Genomic DNA, 18,002 nt, shown 5'->3' with positions numbered 1-18,002 from the left:
CTGCTGCCCCGGGTCAGCCTTGCACCGGCATGGTTAGCAAAGGGTTAACGGCGGCCTGTGGGTCTTAACGAAATGGCTCAGCCGTCGCGCAGGGTCACGAAGGCGGGCCAGGCGTCCGGGTCTTGGACCGTCTTGTCGCGGCAGAAGGCGTTGCAGAAGCCGAAGGTGCGGCCTTCGGTTTCCATCAGGTGGGTGATCGGATCGCCGGAATAGGGGCAGGCGTCGTTTTCCGGCGTGCCGGTGTCGACCGCGCGGGCGGGGCGGGGGGCTGGGCCGGGCCAGGCCGTCTGCGGGTAGTCGCGCGCGTACCAGGGCAGGGTGTTGCCCCGTGCAAGGCCCATGGCGCGCCAGCGGCGAAACGCCGGGTCCGCAAGATGCGCCGCGACATAGGCCCGCGCGGCGCCCGACACCGGCAGGGCATAGCCGGCGATCCGCGCGGCCACCGGGGCAAAGAAGGCATCCGCCGCGCAATAGGCGCCGCAGAGCCAGGGCCCGCCGGATTTGTCCAGCGCAAAGCGCCACAGGTCGTCGACCCGGGCGACGTCGGCGGCCAGCGCGTCGGGGACGGGCGTGGTGCTGTAGGCGGTGCGCAGGTTCATCGGGCAGAGGTTGCGCAGGGTGCCGAAGCCGGAGTGCATTTCCGCCGCGAGGGCGCGTGCGGTGGCGCGCAGGGCGGGGTCCGAAGGCCACAGCCCGGCCTCTGGGTGGCGGCTGGCCAGTTCCTCGGCGATGGCGAGGCTGTCCCAGATCACGGTGCCCTCGGTGGTGACCCAGGTGGGCACGGTGCGCGCCGGCGGCAGCGCGGCCATCTGCGCGGCCACCTCGGCCTGCATGAAATCGACCTGCGTCACCGCAACCGGAATGCCGAAGCGGCGGAACAGCAGCCAGGCGCGCAGCGACCAGCTGGAATAACTGTAGTCTCCGAGAAACACCCTGTCCGTCATGGAACCCGTCCCCTTGTCTGGGCGTTTGCTTAGCGCAGGCACAAGCTCCGTGGAAATCAGCATTTGTGCGGAAAGGGATCACCGGCGGCGAAGGTAACTCGCGGGAATTGTGGCTTTTGAGTGATCCGTCAAGGCCGGACCTGCGTAACAGGTACAAAGCTCCGAAAGAGCGGAGCGCGATTTCGACCAGGGGAGCGAAGATGGCACTCGATTCTTTCAATGACCAGAGCCTGTCCCGTCGTGCCATGAAGGCGGAACTGCTTGACGCGGAAACCGAGCTGCGGCTGGCCTATGCCTGGCGCGACCAGCGCGACGAGGAGGCGCTGCACCGGCTGATCCAGGCCTACATGCGGCTGGCGATCTCCATGGCTTCCAAGTTCAAGCGCTACGGCGCGCCGATGAACGACCTGATCCAGGAAGCCGGGCTGGGCCTGATGAAGGCGGCCGACAAGTTCGACCCGGACCGCGGCGTGCGGTTTTCGACCTACGCGGTGTGGTGGATCAAGGCGTCGATCCAGGACTACGTGATGCGCAACTGGTCGATGGTGCGGACCGGATCGACCTCGTCGCAGAAATCGCTGTTCTTCAACTTGCGGCGGGTGCAGGCGCGGCTGGAGCGCGAGGCCGCGGCGCAGGGCGAGGAACTGGACCGCCACCAGCTGCGCCACAAGATCGCCACCGAGATCGGCGTGCCGCTGCGCGACGTCGAGATGATGGAGGGGCGGCTGTCCGGCTCGGACTACTCGCTGAACGCGACGCAGTCGGTCGAGGACGAGGGCCGCGAGTGGATCGACACGATCGAGGACGAGGGCGCGCAGGCTTCGGAGATCGTCGAGAGCAACCTGGACAACAGACAGCTGCGCAACTGGCTGGTGCAGGCGCTGGGCGCGCTGAACGAGCGCGAGCGGTTCATCGTGCGCGAGCGCAAGCTGCGCGAGGAGGCGCGGACGCTGGAATCGCTGGGCCAGGAGCTGGGCCTGTCGAAGGAGCGCGTGCGGCAGCTGGAGGCCGCGGCCTTTGCCAAGATGCGAAAGGCGCTTGAGGCGCAGTCGGGCGAAGTGCATCACTTCCTCGCATGAAAGCTTTGATCCTTGGGGTTACCCTCTGGGCCTCGTCGGCGGCTGCCGGCGGGGCCTTTGACGCGCAGGTGCTGTTCCTGGGCGAAGTGCATGACAACCCGGCGCACCACGCCCGGCAGGCGCAGGTGGTGGCCGAGGTGCAGCCCAAGGCGATCGTCTGGGAGATGCTGAGCGCCGATGAGGCCGCCAGGTCGCTGCCGGAGGTGATCGGCGACGAGGCCGCGCTGGGCGCGGCGCTGGGCTGGGCTGACAGCGGCTGGCCGGACTTCGCGATGTATTACCCGATCTTTGCCGCAGCCCCCGAGGCCCGGCACTACGGCGCGGAACTGCCGCGCGACGAGGCGCGCGGCATCTTCGACACGGGGCGGCAGGCGGTGACGGTGCCGAACGCGGCACTGGGCGCGCTGCTGGCGGCGGAGCTGGACCCGGAGATGCAGGCGCAGCGCGAGGCCTTGCAGATGGCAGCGCATTGCGACGCGCTGCCCGCCGAGATGCTGCCGCAGATGGTGGACGTGCAGCGGGTGCGCGACACGCTGCTGGCGACGGCGGCCTTGCAGGCGCTGGAGGACACCGGCGGGCCGGTGGTGGTGATCACCGGCAACGGGCACGCCCGCACCGACTGGGGCGCGCCGGCGCTGCTGATGGCGGCGGCGCCCGGGGTTTCGGTGATGGCGCTGGGCCAGGGCGAGGACGGGCGCGCGGGGCCCGAGGGCGGCTTTGACCTGGTCGAGAGCGCGCCGCCGGTGGACCGGGGCGATCCCTGCGAGGCGTTCCGCAAGCAGTGAGCCGGGGAGGCCCCGGATCACGTCCGGGGCGGGTGTCTCACAGGGGGCAAGGGCTTGCGGACCGGGCCGGGTGCTGCATAGTGCGGGGGTCTCAAGGAGGGCGCCACGTGCTGGCCGGAAAACGCATCCTGTTGATCATCGGCGGCGGCATCGCCGCCTACAAGTGCCTGGACCTGATCCGGCGCCTGCGTGAACGCGGCGCGGCGGTCACCCCGGTGATGACCCGCGCGGCCGAGCAATTTGTCACGCCCTTGAGTGTCTCCGCGCTGGCCGGCGAAGAGGTCCACCGCGACCTCTTTGACCTCACCAAGGAGGCGCAGATGGGCCACATCCAGCTGAGCCGCGTGGCGGACCTGCTGGTAGTGGCGCCCTGCACCGCCGACCTGATGGCCAGGATGGCGGGCGGCCATGCCGACGACCTGGCCACGACGCTGCTGATGGCGACCGACACGCCGGTGATGATTGCGCCTGCGATGAACGTCCGCATGTGGGAGCACCCGGCCACGCAGCGCAACCTGGCCGTGCTGCAAGGCGACGGTCTGCGCGTGGTGGGGCCGAACAGCGGCGACATGGCCTGCGGCGAATACGGCCCGGGGCGGATGGCGGAACCGCTGGAGATCGTCGCGGCGATGGAGGCGTTTTTCAGCGCCGGTCCTCTGGCCGGGCGGCGGGTGCTGGTGACGTCGGGGCCGACACACGAGCCCATCGACCCGGTGCGCTACATCGCCAACCGGTCCTCGGGTGCGCAGGGCACGGCGATTGCCGAGGCGCTGCGCGACCTGGGCGCGGAGGTGGTCTTTGTCACCGGCCCGGCTGACGCCGCCCGGCCCGCGAGCGTGAAGGTGGTCGAGGTGGAGACCGCGCGCGAGATGCGCGAGGCGGTGCATGCGGCGCTGCCGGTCGATGCGGGTGTGTTCGCCGCGGCGGTGGCGGACTGGCGCGTCGCCTCGGCCAGCGGGTCGAAGATCAAGAAGGAGGGCGGCCGCCTGCCGGTGCTGGAGTTCGCCGAGAACCCCGACATCCTGCGCGAGGTGTCGCAGCTGACAGAGGGGCGGCCCCGGCTGGTGGTCGGCTTTGCCGCCGAGACCGACGACGTTGTCGCCCATGCCACCGCCAAGCGGCTGCGCAAGGGCTGTGACTGGATCCTGGCCAACGACGTGTCCCCCGCGACGGGGATCATGGGCGGGACGGAAAACGCGGTGGTGCTGATCTCGGAAGACGGTGCCGAGTCCTGGCCGCGTGCGTCCAAGCGCGTGGTGGCCGAGCGGCTGGCGGCGCGGATCGCCGAGGCGCTGGGCGGTGCCCGGGCCGGAGGTGACGCGGGTGTCTAGCCTTGTGATGGGTATTTTCACAGAGAAGAAACCGCGATGGTAGAGATCCTGTTCGAGTGGGACACGGACGCGGACCGCGCGCTTGGCCTGCCGCTCTATGCCACGCCGGGGGCGGCGGGGGCGGACCTGCGCGCCAACCTGGTGGATCGCGGGAGCGTCGTGCTGGCGCCCGGGGCGCGGGCGCTGGTGCCGACCGGGCTGCGGCTGGCCATTCCCGAGGGCTACGAGGTGCAGGTGCGGCCGCGTTCGGGGCTGGCGCTGAAGCACGGGATCACGCTGCCGAACGCGCCGGGGACCATCGACAGCGACTATCGCGGGCCCCTGGGGGTGATCGTGATGAACGCAGGTGCCGAGGCGTTCGTGGTGTCGCATGGCGACCGGATCGCGCAGATGGTGGTGGCGCCGGTTATTCGCGCGGTCTTTCGTGAAGGCGCGCTGACGGAAACCGCGCGCGGGGATGGCGGCTTTGGCTCGACGGGGCGCGGCTGATGGCTTTGGTGCTTGTGTTGGCGGCGGCGCTTTGGGGTGTCGGCCACCTGATGAAGACGCCGGTGGTGGCGCGGCTCTACATGCTGGGGCTCTTGTATGTCGGCGTGCTGGCGGTGCAGGTGGTGCTGCCCTTTGGCCACCCGTTGCGGCAGGCGACCGGCGGCAGCGCGGCGGGATGGCTGATCCTGGGTGGCTTTGTCGCGCTGGGGCTGGGCTATTGGCTGGTGCTGCGGCGGCTGAAGGCGCGGGCGGTGGTCAAGGAAGCGGCGGAAGCGCCGAAGCCGGTGCCGGGCAAGTTCCGCGAAGGCGAGTTGGAGCGCTACGCGCGTCACATCGTGCTGCGCGAGCTGGGCGGGCCGGGGCAGAAGCGGCTGAAACTGGCAAAGGTGTTGGTGGTGGGGGCCGGGGGGCTGGGCTCACCGGCGTTGTTGTACCTTGCGGCGGCCGGGGTCGGCACGGTGGGGGTGATCGACGACGACGAAGTCGACAGCGGCAACCTGCAACGGCAGGTGATCCACACCGATGCGCGGATCGGCATGGCCAAGGTGTTTTCGGCGCAGGCCGCGATGGAGGCGCTGAACCCCTACCTGGAGGTGCGGCCCTACAAGCGGCGGCTGACCGCCGAAATCGTGGACGAACTGCTGGCCGAGTATGACGTGGTGCTGGACGGCACCGACAATTTCGACACCCGCTACCTGGTGAACCGGGCCTGCGTGGCGGCGGGCAAGCCGCTGATTTCGGGCGCGCTGTCGCAGTGGGAGGGGCAGGTCTCGGTGTTTGACCCGGCGACCGAGGGGCCCTGCTACCAGTGCGTTTTCCCCGAGGCGCCGGCGGCGGGGCTGGCGCCCAGCTGCGCCGAGGCGGGGGTGCTGGGGCCCTTGCCGGGGGTTGTCGGATCGATGATGGCGGTGGAATGCGTCAAGCTGATCGCCGGGGCGGGCGCGGTGCTGCGCGGCGAGATGCTGATCTACGATGCGCTCTGGGGGGAGACGCGCAAGATCCGGCTCAAGCGGCGCGAGGACTGCCCGGTGTGCGGCGGCGGGGCCTGAGCCGGACCGGGTGGCGCCAAGAAACACGTCGGGCGATTGAAGGGCGCGGGTGCCGCGCCTAGCTTCAACCCGACAGGATCAGGAGACAGAGATGACCAATCCCTTGCTGGCCGAATGGAACACGCCCTTTGGCCTTGCGCCCTTTGCCGAGATTTCCGACACCGATTACGAACCGGCGCTGGAACAGGCGCTGGCGGCCCACATGGCCGAGATCGAGGCCATTGCCGGGTCTGACGAGGTGCCGACCTTTGCCAATACCATCGAGGCGATGGAAGGGGCGGGCGAGGCGCTGGACAAGGTGCTGGGGGTCTTCTTCAACATCTCGGGCGCGGACAGCAACGACGCGCGGCAGGCGTTGCAGCGGGCCTTTTCACCAAAACTGTCGGCGCATTTCTCGGCGATCAATGCGAACAAGGCGCTGTTTGGGCGGATCTCGGACCTCTGGGCGCGGCGGGATGAACTGGGCCTGAGCGAGGAAGAAGCGCGGGTGCTGTACCTGACGCATCGCGGCTTTGTCCGGGGTGGGGCGGCGCTGGAGGGCGATGAAGCCGAGCGCATGAAGGAGGTGAAGTCGCGGCTGGCGGTGTTGGGCACCTCCTTTACCCAGAACCTGCTGAAGGACGAATCCGACTGGTCGATGCCGCTGTCGGAAGCGGACCTTGAGGGGCTGCCGGGCTTTGTCGCGGATGCCGCCCGGGCGGCGGGCGAGGCGCTGGGCGCGGGCGGGCCGGTGGTCACGCTGTCGCGGTCGCTGATCGTGCCGTTCCTGCAATTCTCGCCGCGCCGTGACCTGCGCGAAAAGGCCTGGCGGGCCTGGGTGATGCGTGGCGAGAACGGCGGCGAGACGGACAACCGGGGCATCGCCGCCGAGATCCTGAAGCTGCGCGAAGAGCGGGCGAGGCTGCTGGGCTACCCGGATTTCGCCGCCTACAAGCTGGAAACCGAGATGGCGGGGACGCCCGACCGGGTGCGCGAACTGCTGATGGCGGTCTGGGAGCCGGCCAAGGGCGCGGCCGACAGGGACGCCGCCGAGATGGCACAGATGCTGAAGGCCGACGGGATCGCCGGGCCGCTGGAGCCCTGGGACTGGCGCTACTACGCCGAAAAGCGCCGCCGCGCGCTGCACGATCTCGATGAGGCGGAACTGAAGCCCTACCTGCAACTGGACCGGATGATCGACGCCTCCTTTGCCTGCGCCAACCGGCTGTTTGGCCTCGACTTCGCGCCTTTGGACGTGCCGCTGTACCATCCCGACTGCCGGGCCTGGGAGGTGACGCGCGACGGCAAACACGTCGCTGTCTTCATCGGCGACTATTTCGCGCGGTCCTCGAAACGCTCGGGCGCCTGGTGTTCGGCCTTCCGCAGCCAGGCCAAACGGCCGGTGGAAAAGACGCCGGTCGTGGTGAACGTCTGCAACTTTGCCAAGCCGTCGGCGGGCAAGCCGGCGCTGTTGTCCTACGACGATGCGCGCACGCTGTTCCACGAGTTCGGCCACGCGCTGCACCAGATGCTGTCGGATGTCGAGTTCGGCTCGGTCTCGGGGACATCGGTCGCGCGGGACTTCGTCGAACTGCCGTCGCAGCTGTATGAACACTGGCTGGAGGTGCCCGAGGTGCTGGCCGAATTCGCCACCCATGCCGAGACCGGCGAGGCGATGCCGCAGGCGCTGCTGGACAAGGTGCTGAAGGCGGCGACCTTCGACATGGGGTTCCAGACGGTGGAATACGTGGCCTCCGCCATGGTGGACCTGGAGTTCCACAGCGGCGCGGCCCCCGCCGACCCGATGCAGAAGCAGGCCGAGGTGCTGGAATCGCTGGGGATGCCGCGCGCCATCGGCATGCGCCACGCCACGCCGCATTTTGCCCATGTGTTCGCCGGAGACGGCTATTCGGCCGGGTACTACAGCTACATGTGGTCAGAGGTGATGGACGCCGACGCCTTTCAGGCGTTCGAGGAGGCGGGCGGGGCCTTCGACCCAGAAACAGCGCGCAAGCTGGAACGCTTTATCCTGTCGCGCGGCGGGTCGGTCGAGGCCGAAGAACTGTACATGCAGTTCCGTGGCCGGATGCCGGGGGTCGAGGCGCTGCTCAGGGGGCGCGGCCTGGCGGCCTGAGGCCGGGCACGGGCGGGAGCGGCGCGTTCAGAACGGCAGCCGTTCCAGCGTGAACCCTTCCTGTTCCAGCAGCTTCAGCACGCCGGTCTCGCCGGGCAGGTGGGCGGCGCCGAAGGCGGCGACCACGGGGCCATCGGTGTCGTCCAGCGCGGCGAGGATTTCCGGGATCCAGGCGCGGTTGCGCCCGGAGATCAGGGCGGCATCCAGCTGTTCGAACACCAGCGCATTCTCGGCCTCGGTCAGCGGGGTCAGGCGGGGCGACAGCACCTCGAGCGCGATCTGCCCGGCGGCGTGGGTTTGTGCGAAATAGGCCGACAGCACGGTTTCGAACAGGTCCTCGGCGGTGTCCGGCGTGGCCAGCGCCGAGCGGATCATCAGGAGCTGCGTGTCGAAGGGCATGTCGGCAAAGGCGGCAAAGCCGATGTCATAGGGTTCGAGCGCGCGGGTGGGCACCCCGGCCGCGCCGGCGGCGGCCTCGAGCCGGGCATCGAGGCCGTTGCGTTCGGTCAGTTGCCCGGTCATGCAGGGCGGGATCGCCAGCAGCATGGAGACGTACCAGGGCCGCATCCGGGCGGCCATGAAGGGCGGCATGCCGCGGGCGCGCATCGCCTCGGCCAGCTGGTCCCAGTCTTCCTCGGGCAGAAGCTCGGGCAGGGTGCTGTCGGGCAGCAGCAGCATGTCGGTGTCCGTGGCCAGCGCCTGTTCCAGTTGGCGCTGTTCTACTTGCGTCATTTCCAGCAGCAGCAGTGCCGCGCCTTCGACCAGCGGCACCAGCCGCGCGACCGGGCCGTCGAGGCGGTCATCGCCCAGGTGCATGGTGCCAATGAGGTGCAGCACCTCGCCATCCCGGGTGGCGCGCCAGTGATTGCCCTCGGGGTAGGGGGTGGCGGCCAGGCGGGTCTCCAGCGTGGCGCGCTCCTCGGCGGTCAGCGTGGTGCTCAGGTCCTGTCCCTGGCAGGCGGCGTGCAGCGGGGCGGCGCAGAGGCCGCACAGGGTCAGGGCAAGCAGGATCAGGCGCATCGGGATCTCCTATCACATTCCGTGTTCCTAGGCGGCATGGCCCCTCTGGACAAGGGCGCGGCGGCGGGGAACTGTGTCGAAATGCAACGGGAAAGCGATCTTTACGGGCCGATCAAGGCGCTGCTGGAAGGGCAGGGCTATGCCGTCAAGGGCGAGGTCGGCGCGGTCGACATCATGGCGCTGCGCGGCGATGAGCCGCCGGTCATCGTGGAGCTGAAGCTGCGGATCACGCTGGCGCTGTACCACCAGGCCTGCGCGCGGCTGGCGGTGACGGAGCAGGTCTACATCGCGGTGGCGCGGCCCAAGGGCAAGGGGGCGCGGCGGGCGCTGAAGGACAACACGGCGATGTGCCGGCGGCTGGGGCTGGGATTCATCACCGTGCGCGTGGACGGCGTTGTCGAGGTGCTGTGCGATCCGGGGCCCTACGCGCCGCGCCGCCAGAAGGCCAAGGCGGCCAAGCTGCTGCGCGCCTTCGAGCGGCTGCGCGGCGATCCGAACGACGGCGGCGCGACGCGGCACGGGATCGTCACCGGCTACCGGCAGGATTCGCTGGTCTGCGCGGCGCACCTGGCCGAGCATGGCACTTGCCGGGGCCGCGATGTCGCAGCGGCGACCGGCGTTGCGGCGGCGACGCGGATCATGCGGGACAATCACTATGGCTGGTTCGAGCGGGTCGGCACCGGGGTCTACGCGCTGACCGAGACGGGCCGCGCCGGGCTGACCCACTGGGCCTACAGCTGGGAGCCGTCGGGCGCGGGCTGAGCGGCCTCGCGCGCCTCCAGCCGGGTGCGGCGCGCGGCGCGGGCCTCGCGGTTCAGGGTGTAGAGGCCGGAGGCGATGATGATCGTGCAGCCGATCAGCGTCCACAAATCGGGCAGGTCGGAAAAGACGACGTAGCCGTAGAAGGTGCCCCAGATGATCAGCGAGTAATGCAGCGGCGCGAGGACAACCGCCTGCGCGATGTCCAGCGCGCGGATCACCAGCACCTCGCCCACGGCGGCGGTCACGGCGAGGCCGACGATGACCAGCCAGAGGTGCAGCGTCTCGGGCGTGTGCCAGACGAAGGGCAGCGCCAGCGAGGCCACGGCGGTGGAGGTGATCGAGGTATAGGCCACGGTGGTGATCACCGGGTCGGCGCCGCTGAGGCTGCGCGACAGGACCTGCCGCAGGGCGAAAAAGGAGGCGGCGACCACGGTCAGGCCGATGGCGGGGTGCAGCACGCCCATGCCGGGGCGGATCACGATCAGCATGCCGACAAAGCCCACGGCGACGGCGATCCAGCGCCGGATGCCCACCGGTTCACGCAGGAACACCGCGCCCAGCACGGTGACGACAAAGGGCGCGATGAAGGTCACGGCGACGGCGTCGGCCAGCGGCACGAAGCTGATCGAGACGATGAAGAAGACCGCCGAGAACACCGCCGTGAGGCCGCGCGTGACCTGCAACCACGGCAGCCGCGAACGCAGGATCTGCGGCCCGCGCAGCACGATCAGCACCAGGACCCCCAAGAACAGGCCGAACTGGCGCAGCCAGACCACCTGCACCGGGTGCAGCGTTTCGGTCAGGTACTTGGCCTGCACGTCGCAGGCCGCGAAGGAGAAAAAGCCCAGCGCCATCAGCACGATGCCGCGCAGGTTGTCGGCCTGCGACGGGGGCGGCGCGTGGCGCAGGGGCGCGGCGATGGGTGTGGGCATGGGATGGGACCTGGAGGTTTGCGGCGAAAAGCGCCGGGGCAAAGCGTAGGTCAGGAACCCTTACCGATCAACCACCACGATAGGCGCGGCTCTGCCCGGTGCGCTGCCTGGAGGCGCGCCGGAGTGGTGTGAAAAGGGGCCGTTGATCAAGCGGTTATGCGCCTTGGGCGCACGGGGTGCCGGGGCTGATGTCACAGCGTCCCGGTTTGCGCATGGCGGCCATGCGCCGGGTGACTACCTGTAGCAGCCGAGGTGCAGCCCTTCGAAATCTACGGAACAGGCGACAAGGCCCATCAGGTCCTTTTGCGCGGTGTTCAGGCCGGCGGCGGGCACGGGTGCCTGGATCCGCAGGGTGGCCGCCCGGTCGCCCGAGCGGAAGGCGAGCCAGTAGTAGGAGGTGCCCTGATACGCATCCTCGCCGCTGCGGATGACGGTGTCCGGGCGGTCGAACTCGTACATCACCGTGGTCCCTTCGGCCTGCGTGACGATGTCGTCAAAGAGGTGCGCGGGGCCGGTCTGTTCGACGATCACGAGGCCCGCGCCTTCGTAGCTGCGCGACCAGGGGGTTTCATGGGTCAGGGTCGCGGGCCAGGCCAAACTGTGGCTGGGCAGGCGCGGGGCGGCGCTGCGGGCGCGGGTGGTGTCGATCTGGTCCAGCGCCGCGCCGGGCAGGCGGGACAGGTCGCTGTCCAGCGGCATCAGCAGGTGATTGAGCGAACCCTGGGTGACGTAGCCATCGGTGGCCCGCCCGCCGCGATAGGCAAAGGTCGACCAGCCGCCGGTGTTGGAGTTCTGGAATTCGAGCAGGGTGCGGTGGTTGTCCGGGTCGCCGTTCCAGGCGTAGAGCGCCATGTAGTCGAGCGGCTGGCCCTCGCGGTCGGCGGGCAGGCCGCAACCGGAGACGTTCAGCGGCCGGTCCTCGAGGCCGAACAGCAGGATCGGCGTGCCGTCCTCGGCGGTCTCGTGCAGCGGATCGCCGATGTTGAGGTCTTCCAGCACCTCGGGGGCAACGGCGTATTGCGCGGCGGCGAGGTGGCGGCAGAGGTTGTCGAATTGCTCCCGCCAGCCCAGCCCCAGCAGCGCGGGGTCGAACCCCGGCAGGCTGGCGCGGATGCCGGCCAGGGTGCGCGGGGTCGAGACCTCGTAAAAGGCATCCGGCCCCATGCGGATGATCTCGTGCAGGACGGTCTGGCTGACGTTGTAGCGGCTGAGCGTCTCGACGATGTCGGCGATGGCGAGGCGGGTGCCGTTGAGCAGCGCACCCAGCTGACCCGAGCGCACTGCCTGTTCGGCGGTCTCGAGCGTGAAGTAGGGCGAGTGAAAGCCCAGCCGCCCGCCGGGGGCCACGCGGCGGTCGATGTAGGTGCCGATGCCGCCGGTGGGCCAGAAGGCCGAGCCGCCGAGAAAGGCCAGCCCGCAGGCCGACAGGCAGGTGTCGCCCGCGTCGATGTAGGTGGCGACGGCCTCGCTGCGGAAGAAATCGGCCAGCGCGACGCCGGTGGCGTAGCTGCCGCCCGGGCTGTCCAGCGTGACCACGGCACGCGGCCCCAGCTCTTGCCAGCACAACCCGCCGGAACAGGCCATGAGCTGGGCGAATCGGGCGGGGAGGACGGTGGCGTCTTCCTTTTCCAGCGGGCCGGAGAGGTGCAGGTGGGGCACCGGCGTCTCGTCGCTGAAGCGGTAGGACACCAGCACGAGGTCGGCCGCCCCGGCCGGTGCGGCGGCCCCGAGGACAACGGCGGTCAGCAGGCAGGCAAGTCGGAACATGGCAAGCGATCCTTTTGAAATCCTTGCCCGCAGTGTTCCCCCGCCATGGGGATCGCGCAAGGGCGGGGCAAGGTGCGGACCGGCAAATAACGCGAAATTTTCTCGCAGGGAAGTTGTTGACAGCCGGCCGCCCGATCCCTAGCTAGCGGTCATTGGCACTCGACTACGGTGAGTGCTAATACCCCCGCCCCGGCGGGGCGTATGGGAGAAACTTTGAGCCAGGAGAACTCGAAGATGACATTCAAACCGCTTCATGACCGCGTGCTGGTCCGCCGCATCGAAGGCGAGGCAAAGACCGCCGGTGGGCTGATCATTCCCGACAGCGCCAAGGAAAAGCCGGCTGAGGGCGTGGTTGTCGCGTGTGGCGAAGGTGCACGCAAGGACAGCGGCGAGCTGATCGAGATGGCCGTGAAGGCCGGCGACCGGATCCTGTTCGGCAAGTGGTCGGGCACCGAGGTCCAGATCAACGGCGAAGAGCTGCTGATCATGAAGGAAAGCGACATCCTCGGCATCATGTCGGACGACAAGGCCGCCAAGGCCGCCTGAACACCGACCGGGATGCACGGCGGGGCCCGCTGACCGGGACCGCCGCGATGAAACTGTAAATTCGATCAGATTGGAGAACATCAGATGTCTGCAAAAGACGTGAAGTTCAGCACCGATGCCCGCCAGCGCATGCTGCGCGGCGTTAACATCCTTGCCGACGCCGTGAAGGTGACCCTGGGCCCGAAAGGCCGCAACGTGGTCCTCGACAAGTCGTTCGGCGCCCCGCGCATCACCAAGGACGGCGTGTCTGTCGCCAAGGAAATCGAGCTTGAGGACAAGTTCGAGAACATGGGCGCGCAGATGGTGAAGGAAGTCGCTTCCCGCACCAACGACGAGGCCGGCGACGGCACCACCACCGCGACCGTGCTGGCCCAGGCCATCGTCCGCGAAGGCATGAAGGCGGTTGCCGCCGGCATGAACCCGATGGACCTCAAGCGCGGCATCGACCTCGCGACCTCCAAGGTCGTCCAGGCCATCAAGGACGCCGCCCGCAAGGTCGAGAACTCGGACGAAGTCGCACAGGTTGGCACCATTTCGGCCAACGGCGAAGCCGAGATCGGCCGCCAGATCGCTGACGCGATGCAGAAGGTCGGCAACGAGGGTGTCATCACCGTCGAAGAGAACAAGGGCCTCGAGACCGAGACCGACGTCGTCGAGGGCATGCAGTTCGACCGCGGCTACCTGTCGCCGTACTTCGTGACCAACGCCGACAAGATGGTTGCCGAGCTGGAAGACGCCATCATCCTGCTGCACGAGAAGAAACTCTCGTCGCTGCAGCCGATGGTGCCGCTGCTCGAGCAGGTGATCCAGTCGCAAAAGCCGCTGCTGATCATCGCCGAGGACGTCGAAGGCGAAGCGCTGGCCACCCTCGTGGTCAACAAGCTGCGCGGCGGCCTGAAGATCGCGGCCGTCAAGGCACCGGGCTTTGGCGATCGCCGCAAGGCCATGCTGCAGGACATCGCGATCCTGACCGGCGGCCAGGTGATCTCCGAAGACCTCGGCATGAAGCTGGAGAACGTGACCATCGACATGCTGGGCTCGGCCAAGAAGGTGACCATCACCAAGGACGAGACCACGATCGTCGACGGTGCCGGCGAGAAGGCCGAGATCCAGGCGCGCGTTGCCCAGATCCGCAACCAGATCGAGGAAACCACCAGCGACTACGACCGTGAGAAGCTGCAGGAGCGCGTTGCCAAGCTGGCAGGCGGTGTTGCCGTGATCCGCGTCGGCGGCATGACCGAAGTCGAAGTCAAAGAGCGCAAGGACCGCGTCGATGACGCCCTGAACGCGACCCGCGCAGCCGTGCAGGAAGGCATCGTCGTCGGCGGTGGCGTGGCCCTGGTGCAGGGCGCCAAGAAGCTGGAAGGCCTGACCGGCGCCAACAGCGACCAGAACGCGGGGATCGCCATCGTGCGCCGCGCCCTGGAATCGCCGCTGCGCCAGATCGCCGAGAACGCCGGCGTGGACGGTTCGGTCGTCGCGGGCAAGATCCGCGAATCGAACGATCCGAAGTTCGGCTACAACGCGCAGACCGATGAATATGGCGACATGTTCAAGTTCGGCGTGATCGACCCGGCCAAGGTCGTGCGCACCGCGCTGGAAGACGCGTCCTCGATCGCGGGCCTGCTGATCACCACCGAAGCGATGGTGGCCGACAAGCCGCAGAAAGAAGGCGCAGGCGCCGGCGGCGGCATGCCCGACATGGGCGGCATGGGCGGCATGATGTAAGCCACCCTGTCAGTCGACAGATCGAAGGGGTCGCCGAAAGGCGGCCCCTTTTTTATGCGGCGGTCGTTTGCCCCCGGTGCTCCGGTTCGGCCGTGACGCTGGATATGGGGCGCGCGACCTGCCATCCTGAGCCGCGTCGATCCGCATGTGCCCGGAGGCGTGTCATGACCAGGACCACCGTCACGCCAAGGCCGCAGGCGAAGACGCGGACCGAGCGCCCGAAGCTCTACAAGGTCATCCTGCTGAACGATGACTTCACCCCGCGCGACTTTGTCGTGACGGTGCTGAAGGGCGTGTTCCGCATGACCGAGGGCGAGGCGCTGGGCGTCATGCTGACGGCGCACCGGCGCGGGGCCTGCGTGGTGGCGGTCTACACCCGGGAAGTGGCCGAGACCAAGGCGCAGCAAGGCACATCGGCCGGCCAGGCGGCCGGGTATCCGCTGACCTTCACCACCGAGCGGGAGGAGTGAGGCGCGGCCTCGCGGTGCGGGCCTCAGCGCGCGGTCTGCGGCACCCGGTTGTGCAGTCCCGACGGCACCCGTGTCGCGCGCGACAGGTCCCAGCTGTAGAAATAGCACAGGGCCGGGATCACCGCGCCGCCGTCCAGCGTGACCGGAACCCGGCGGCGCTGGAATTCGTGCGGTTCCGGGCGCTTGGGGTCGCAGGCCTCGTAGACGTCGAACACCTCGAACAGCGATTGCGGATCGTGCAGCCTGTACAGCTCGCCGTGGACGCGGTCCTTGTCATAGCCGGAGGGCACCGCGCCGGGATAGGTGCTGCCCGGGCTTTCGGGATCCTCGATGTGATACAGGCACGCGCGGATCCAGCCATAGCCGACAAAGTCCGACTCCGCCCGCAACCGGCGACCCATGGGCCGATCGGCCACGGTCAGCATGGTGCCGTAGACGAAGAGGTGTCGACAATCGTGCATATGTGTCTCGTCAGCCTGCCTCATCCTCCGGATTTACCCGGTTTCCCGGCAGTCGGAAAGCGTGACTTATGTGTAAGCGGTCGTCCGCACACAGGGTTGGCGGGACGTCATGGGCAAAGACCCCTCGCCGCGGCGGTGCAACCTGATAGGGTCCCGAACACCTGACACCGGGGAGAGACATGAGTCGACGCGATGCGAGAAAAGCCGTGGTGCTGGGCCTGCCCGAGGCGCTGCGCAAGGAGCTTGTGCGGCAATCGGAGGCGCATGTGCCGCTGGCCTACCTTGTCCGGCAAACGCTCCGGCGCGCGATGGACGCGGGGCTGGACTGGGCCGAGACGGTGTCGCAGGGCGACCGCCGGCCGATCCTGGTCCAGCTGTCCTGCGAGGAACGCGCCAGGCTGGAGATGTGGGTGACGGCGAAACAGGTGACCGAGGAAGAGGCGATCCTGTCGCTGATCGACGGCTACCTGAAGCAGGAGGCGCGCAAGCCGCCAAAGCCGGACGCGCCGACCCGCCGCGGCCGGCGCTGAGGTGCTGTCGGCGTTCCGCGGGCCGCGGCGGCGCCCTGTCCGGGTTTGATCCTGTGCAAGGCGCCCGCCCGGCGCGTTGCGTATTCTGAGGCTGATGTGTGGCAATCGTTGCGTATTCTGAGGCTGATGTGTGGCAATCGGGGACTGAGACGATGCTGAGAGTGATGACATTTCTGACGCTGGCCAGCCTGGCCTCGCTGGCGCAGGCGCAGGATGGTGCCTTTGTCCTGGGTTCCGACGTGTACCAGGCCGGTCGCCTCGTGACGCTGAACGCCGAGGGCCGGGACGACCTGTTCGTCGCCGGTGAACGGCTGATCGTCAGCGGTGACGCCACCGGCAGCGGCCACCTGGCCGGGCGGCGGGTGGAGATGCGCGGCGCGCTGGGCGGCGATCTTTATGCTGCGGGCCAGACCGTCCGGGCCGAAGGCGCCGTGGCCGGCGATGCGACGCTGGCGGCGCAGGAGGTGACGGTCACCGGCGCGATTGCCGGCGACCTGCGGATCTTTGGCGACGACCTGATCCTGACCGGCCCGGTTTCGGGCAGCCTGCTGGCGACGGGGGCTTTCCTGCGGTTCCAGGGCACGGTCGAAGGCGATGCGGCGATCGCGGCGAACACGATCGAGTGGGGGCCGGATGCCCGCGTCAGCGGCCGGCTGATCCTGTTCGAGGACGATCCCGGCAGCTTGCAGGTGCCCGAATGGGTCATCCCGGCCGAGCGGATCGACCGGCGCGAAATGGAGGGGTTTGACAAGGACTTTGGCAAGCCGTCGAAATACATGCCGGTCACCGGGCGCGACCTGTGGCGCGGCTTTGTCGTCAGCGCCATCGTGCTGACCGCGGTCGCCGCGGCGGCGGCGGCGCTGGCGCCGCAGACCATGGCGCGACTGCGCCGCACCGTGCTGGGCCGGCCGGGCCGGTCGCTGCTGGCGGGGTTCGTCACGATGTCGGCGCTGACCGGGGCGGGCATCCTGCTGCTGCTGACGCTGATCGGCGCGCTGCTGACACCCCTGGCGATCCTGGCGGCCGTGGCGGCGGGCTACGCCGGCTATGTCGTCGGGGCCTATGCGCTGGGCGTGGCGGCGCTGTCGGCGCTGGGGCGGCACGATCCGGAAAACCTGCGCGACCGCGCCATCGCGGCGGCGGTGGGGGCCGTGGCGGTGGGGTTGATCGCGATGGTGCCGTTCTTTGGCTGGCTGGCGGTGCTGCTGTTGTCGCTGGCGGGGGCGGGGGCCTGCGCGCTGGTGTTGTTCCGGCCGCGCTTCTTCGTGTCCGACGCGGCCTGAGCCCTTGCGCGGCGGGCGGTCATGCGGTTTGAAACCGCATGACCATCTCGCTGGAACTGGAAGAGTCGCTGTGGGCGCGGGGCGCGCGCCATGTTGCCGGGGTCGACGAGGTCGGCCGCGGGCCGCTGGCCGGCCCGGTGGTGGCCGCGGCGGTGGTGCTGAACCGCGCGTCGATCCCCGAGGGGCTGGACGATTCCAAGAAACTGTCGATCAAGCGGCGGGCATTCCTGGCGCCGCTGCTGCGGCAGAGCGCGCTGGTGGGGCTGGGTGTGGCCACGGTCGAGGAGATCGACGCGCTGAACATCCTCCAGGCCAGCCTTCTGGCGATGCGCCGCGCGGTGGAAGACCTGCCGGTGGTGCCCGACCACCTGCTGATCGACGGCAACCGCCTGCCGCAGGGTCTGCCCTGCCCGGCGACGACCGTCGTGGGCGGCGACGGGCGCTCTCCCTCCATCGCGGCGGCCTCGATTGTGGCCAAAATCTGGCGCGATGATGTCATGAAGAAGGCCGCGACACAGTTTCCCGGATACGGCTGGGAGACCAACGCCGGTTATCCGACAAAGTGTCACAAATCTGCACTCCGAAATCTGGGGGTTACCCCATTTCATAGACGTTCCTTTGCCCCGGTGCGCGATATCTTGTGGCAAGGGAAAAACACAAGTGACTGATACAAATATAGAATTGACCGCGAATCACCGATGACTCATCTTTTG

General features: G+C 68.7%; 18 protein-coding genes. 13 read left to right on the top strand and 5 right to left on the bottom strand.

Annotation, left to right across the window (positions count from 1 at the left end; all coding sequences use genetic code 11):
- Window positions 1–77 precede the first annotated feature (77 nt).
- On the bottom strand, window positions 78–944 hold the full coding sequence (locus tag MAA8898_RS08870; protein WP_094020637.1) for a glutathione S-transferase: 867 nt from the start codon (window positions 942–944) through the stop codon (window positions 78–80).
- Window positions 945–1,144: 200 nt separating this feature from the next.
- Here MAA8898_RS08870 and MAA8898_RS08865 point away from each other — a divergent pair, with 200 nt between their 5' ends.
- From MAA8898_RS08865 to MAA8898_RS08840, 6 genes are all read left to right on the top strand, one after another.
- Window positions 1,145–2,023: an RNA polymerase factor sigma-32 gene (locus MAA8898_RS08865; RefSeq protein ID WP_094020636.1), complete on the top strand. Its 879-nt coding sequence runs from the start codon at window positions 1,145–1,147 to the stop codon at window positions 2,021–2,023.
- Window positions 2,020–2,808 (top strand): ChaN family lipoprotein, encoded by a 789-nt coding sequence (locus MAA8898_RS08860; protein ID WP_094020635.1) that lies wholly within the window; start codon window positions 2,020–2,022, stop codon window positions 2,806–2,808. The genes MAA8898_RS08865 and MAA8898_RS08860 overlap by 4 nt, the downstream gene beginning before the upstream one ends.
- Window positions 2,809–2,915: 107 nt before the next feature.
- Entirely contained in the window at window positions 2,916–4,139 is a 1,224-nt protein-coding gene (gene coaBC / locus MAA8898_RS08855; protein ID WP_094020634.1) for a bifunctional phosphopantothenoylcysteine decarboxylase/phosphopantothenate--cysteine ligase CoaBC, read from the top strand.
- A gap of 36 nt (window positions 4,140–4,175) precedes the next feature.
- Window positions 4,176–4,628, top strand: coding sequence for a dUTP diphosphatase (dut, locus tag MAA8898_RS08850; protein WP_094020633.1), 453 nt, complete (start codon window positions 4,176–4,178; stop codon window positions 4,626–4,628).
- A complete protein-coding gene (locus tag MAA8898_RS08845; RefSeq protein ID WP_094020632.1) occupies window positions 4,628–5,677 on the top strand; it encodes a HesA/MoeB/ThiF family protein in 1,050 nt (349 codons plus the stop codon). The genes dut and MAA8898_RS08845 overlap by 1 nt, the downstream gene beginning before the upstream one ends.
- Before the next feature lie 91 nt (window positions 5,678–5,768).
- The gene (locus MAA8898_RS08840) at window positions 5,769–7,790 is read left to right on the top strand and encodes a M3 family metallopeptidase (protein ID WP_094020631.1); all 2,022 of its coding nucleotides are present in this window, start codon (window positions 5,769–5,771) and stop codon (window positions 7,788–7,790) included.
- Window positions 7,791–7,817: 27 nt separating this feature from the next.
- Here the strand turns inward: MAA8898_RS08840 and MAA8898_RS08835 are convergent, their stop codons facing one another.
- Window positions 7,818–8,810: a TraB/GumN family protein gene (locus MAA8898_RS08835; RefSeq protein WP_094020630.1), complete on the bottom strand. Its 993-nt coding sequence runs from the start codon at window positions 8,808–8,810 to the stop codon at window positions 7,818–7,820.
- Between the two features lie 81 nt (window positions 8,811–8,891).
- Between MAA8898_RS08835 and MAA8898_RS08830 the strand changes: the two genes are divergently transcribed.
- A complete protein-coding gene (locus MAA8898_RS08830) occupies window positions 8,892–9,572 on the top strand; it encodes a DUF2161 domain-containing phosphodiesterase (protein WP_094020875.1) in 681 nt (226 codons plus the stop codon).
- Here the strand turns inward: MAA8898_RS08830 and MAA8898_RS08825 are convergent.
- Entirely contained in the window at window positions 9,542–10,504 is a 963-nt protein-coding gene (locus MAA8898_RS08825) for a DMT family transporter (protein ID WP_094020629.1), read from the bottom strand. The two genes, MAA8898_RS08830 and MAA8898_RS08825, sit on opposite strands and share 31 nt — an antisense overlap.
- A 234-nt stretch (window positions 10,505–10,738) precedes the next feature.
- Window positions 10,739–12,271: a hypothetical protein gene (locus MAA8898_RS08820; protein ID WP_094020628.1), complete on the bottom strand. Its 1,533-nt coding sequence runs from the start codon at window positions 12,269–12,271 to the stop codon at window positions 10,739–10,741.
- Between the two features lie 234 nt (window positions 12,272–12,505).
- On the opposite strand from MAA8898_RS08820, the gene MAA8898_RS08815 reads away from it, so the two are divergent.
- From MAA8898_RS08815 to clpS, 3 genes are all read left to right on the top strand, one after another.
- On the top strand, window positions 12,506–12,817 hold the full coding sequence (locus MAA8898_RS08815; protein WP_094020627.1) for a co-chaperone GroES: 312 nt from the start codon (window positions 12,506–12,508) through the stop codon (window positions 12,815–12,817).
- An 84-nt stretch (window positions 12,818–12,901) separates the two neighbouring features.
- Complete coding sequence (gene groL / locus MAA8898_RS08810) at window positions 12,902–14,545, top strand: chaperonin GroEL (RefSeq protein ID WP_094020626.1); 1,644 nt, start codon at window positions 12,902–12,904, stop codon at window positions 14,543–14,545.
- Between the two features lie 164 nt (window positions 14,546–14,709).
- A complete protein-coding gene (clpS, locus tag MAA8898_RS08805; RefSeq protein WP_094020625.1) occupies window positions 14,710–15,015 on the top strand; it encodes an ATP-dependent Clp protease adapter ClpS in 306 nt (101 codons plus the stop codon).
- Window positions 15,016–15,038: 23 nt separating this feature from the next.
- Here the strand turns inward: clpS and MAA8898_RS08800 are convergent, their stop codons facing one another.
- Window positions 15,039–15,476 carry a gamma-glutamylcyclotransferase family protein gene (locus MAA8898_RS08800; RefSeq protein ID WP_176445109.1) on the bottom strand — a complete coding sequence of 146 codons (438 nt, stop codon included), beginning with the start codon at window positions 15,474–15,476 and terminating at the stop codon, window positions 15,039–15,041.
- A gap of 179 nt (window positions 15,477–15,655) precedes the next feature.
- Between MAA8898_RS08800 and MAA8898_RS08795 the strand changes: the two genes are divergently transcribed.
- The 3 genes from MAA8898_RS08795 (at window position 15,656) to rnhB (ending at window position 17,957) form a co-directional block, all read left to right on the top strand.
- Entirely contained in the window at window positions 15,656–16,006 is a 351-nt protein-coding gene (locus MAA8898_RS08795; RefSeq protein WP_141194817.1) for a hypothetical protein, read from the top strand.
- A 164-nt stretch (window positions 16,007–16,170) separates the two neighbouring features.
- Entirely contained in the window at window positions 16,171–17,289 is a 1,119-nt protein-coding gene (locus tag MAA8898_RS08790) for a DUF8173 domain-containing protein (protein ID WP_094020622.1), read from the top strand.
- 38 nt (window positions 17,290–17,327) lie between these two features.
- Window positions 17,328–17,957 (top strand): ribonuclease HII, encoded by a 630-nt coding sequence (gene rnhB, locus MAA8898_RS08785; protein WP_094020621.1) that lies wholly within the window; start codon window positions 17,328–17,330, stop codon window positions 17,955–17,957.
- The last annotated feature ends 45 nt before the right edge of the window (window positions 17,958–18,002 follow it).

The organism is Antarctobacter aquimaris (assembly GCF_900184945.1).
In the GTDB taxonomy this organism is placed as follows: Bacteria; Pseudomonadota; Alphaproteobacteria; order Rhodobacterales; family Rhodobacteraceae; genus Maliponia; species Maliponia aquimaris.
Note: the sequence above shows the minus strand (reverse complement) of the source record. Positions and strands in the feature narration are given on the sequence as shown.

Bases quoted from the DNA above. Each gene is read 5' to 3' on its own strand.
- MAA8898_RS08870 (WP_094020637.1), bottom strand. From the start codon at position 944: ATGACGGACAGGGTGTTTCTCGGAGACTACAGTTATTCCAGCTGGTCG.
- MAA8898_RS08865 (WP_094020636.1), top strand. From the start codon at position 1,145: ATGGCACTCGATTCTTTCAATGACCAGAGCCTGTCCCGTCGTGCCATG.
- MAA8898_RS08860 (WP_094020635.1), top strand. From the start codon at position 2,020: ATGAAAGCTTTGATCCTTGGGGTTACCCTCTGGGCCTCGTCGGCGGCT.
- dut (WP_094020633.1), top strand. From the start codon at position 4,176: ATGGTAGAGATCCTGTTCGAGTGGGACACGGACGCGGACCGCGCGCTT.
- MAA8898_RS08845 (WP_094020632.1), top strand. From the start codon at position 4,628: ATGGCTTTGGTGCTTGTGTTGGCGGCGGCGCTTTGGGGTGTCGGCCAC.
- MAA8898_RS08840 (WP_094020631.1), top strand. From the start codon at position 5,769: ATGACCAATCCCTTGCTGGCCGAATGGAACACGCCCTTTGGCCTTGCG.
- MAA8898_RS08835 (WP_094020630.1), bottom strand. From the start codon at position 8,810: ATGCGCCTGATCCTGCTTGCCCTGACCCTGTGCGGCCTCTGCGCCGCC.
- MAA8898_RS08830 (WP_094020875.1), top strand. From the start codon at position 8,892: ATGCAACGGGAAAGCGATCTTTACGGGCCGATCAAGGCGCTGCTGGAA.
- MAA8898_RS08825 (WP_094020629.1), bottom strand. From the start codon at position 10,504: ATGCCCACACCCATCGCCGCGCCCCTGCGCCACGCGCCGCCCCCGTCG.
- MAA8898_RS08820 (WP_094020628.1), bottom strand. From the start codon at position 12,271: ATGTTCCGACTTGCCTGCCTGCTGACCGCCGTTGTCCTCGGGGCCGCC.
- MAA8898_RS08815 (WP_094020627.1), top strand. From the start codon at position 12,506: ATGACATTCAAACCGCTTCATGACCGCGTGCTGGTCCGCCGCATCGAA.
- groL (WP_094020626.1), top strand. From the start codon at position 12,902: ATGTCTGCAAAAGACGTGAAGTTCAGCACCGATGCCCGCCAGCGCATG.
- clpS (WP_094020625.1), top strand. From the start codon at position 14,710: ATGACCAGGACCACCGTCACGCCAAGGCCGCAGGCGAAGACGCGGACC.
- MAA8898_RS08800 (WP_176445109.1), bottom strand. From the start codon at position 15,476: ATGCACGATTGTCGACACCTCTTCGTCTACGGCACCATGCTGACCGTG.
- MAA8898_RS08795 (WP_141194817.1), top strand. From the start codon at position 15,656: ATGAGTCGACGCGATGCGAGAAAAGCCGTGGTGCTGGGCCTGCCCGAG.
- MAA8898_RS08790 (WP_094020622.1), top strand. From the start codon at position 16,171: ATGACATTTCTGACGCTGGCCAGCCTGGCCTCGCTGGCGCAGGCGCAG.
- rnhB (WP_094020621.1), top strand. From the start codon at position 17,328: ATGACCATCTCGCTGGAACTGGAAGAGTCGCTGTGGGCGCGGGGCGCG.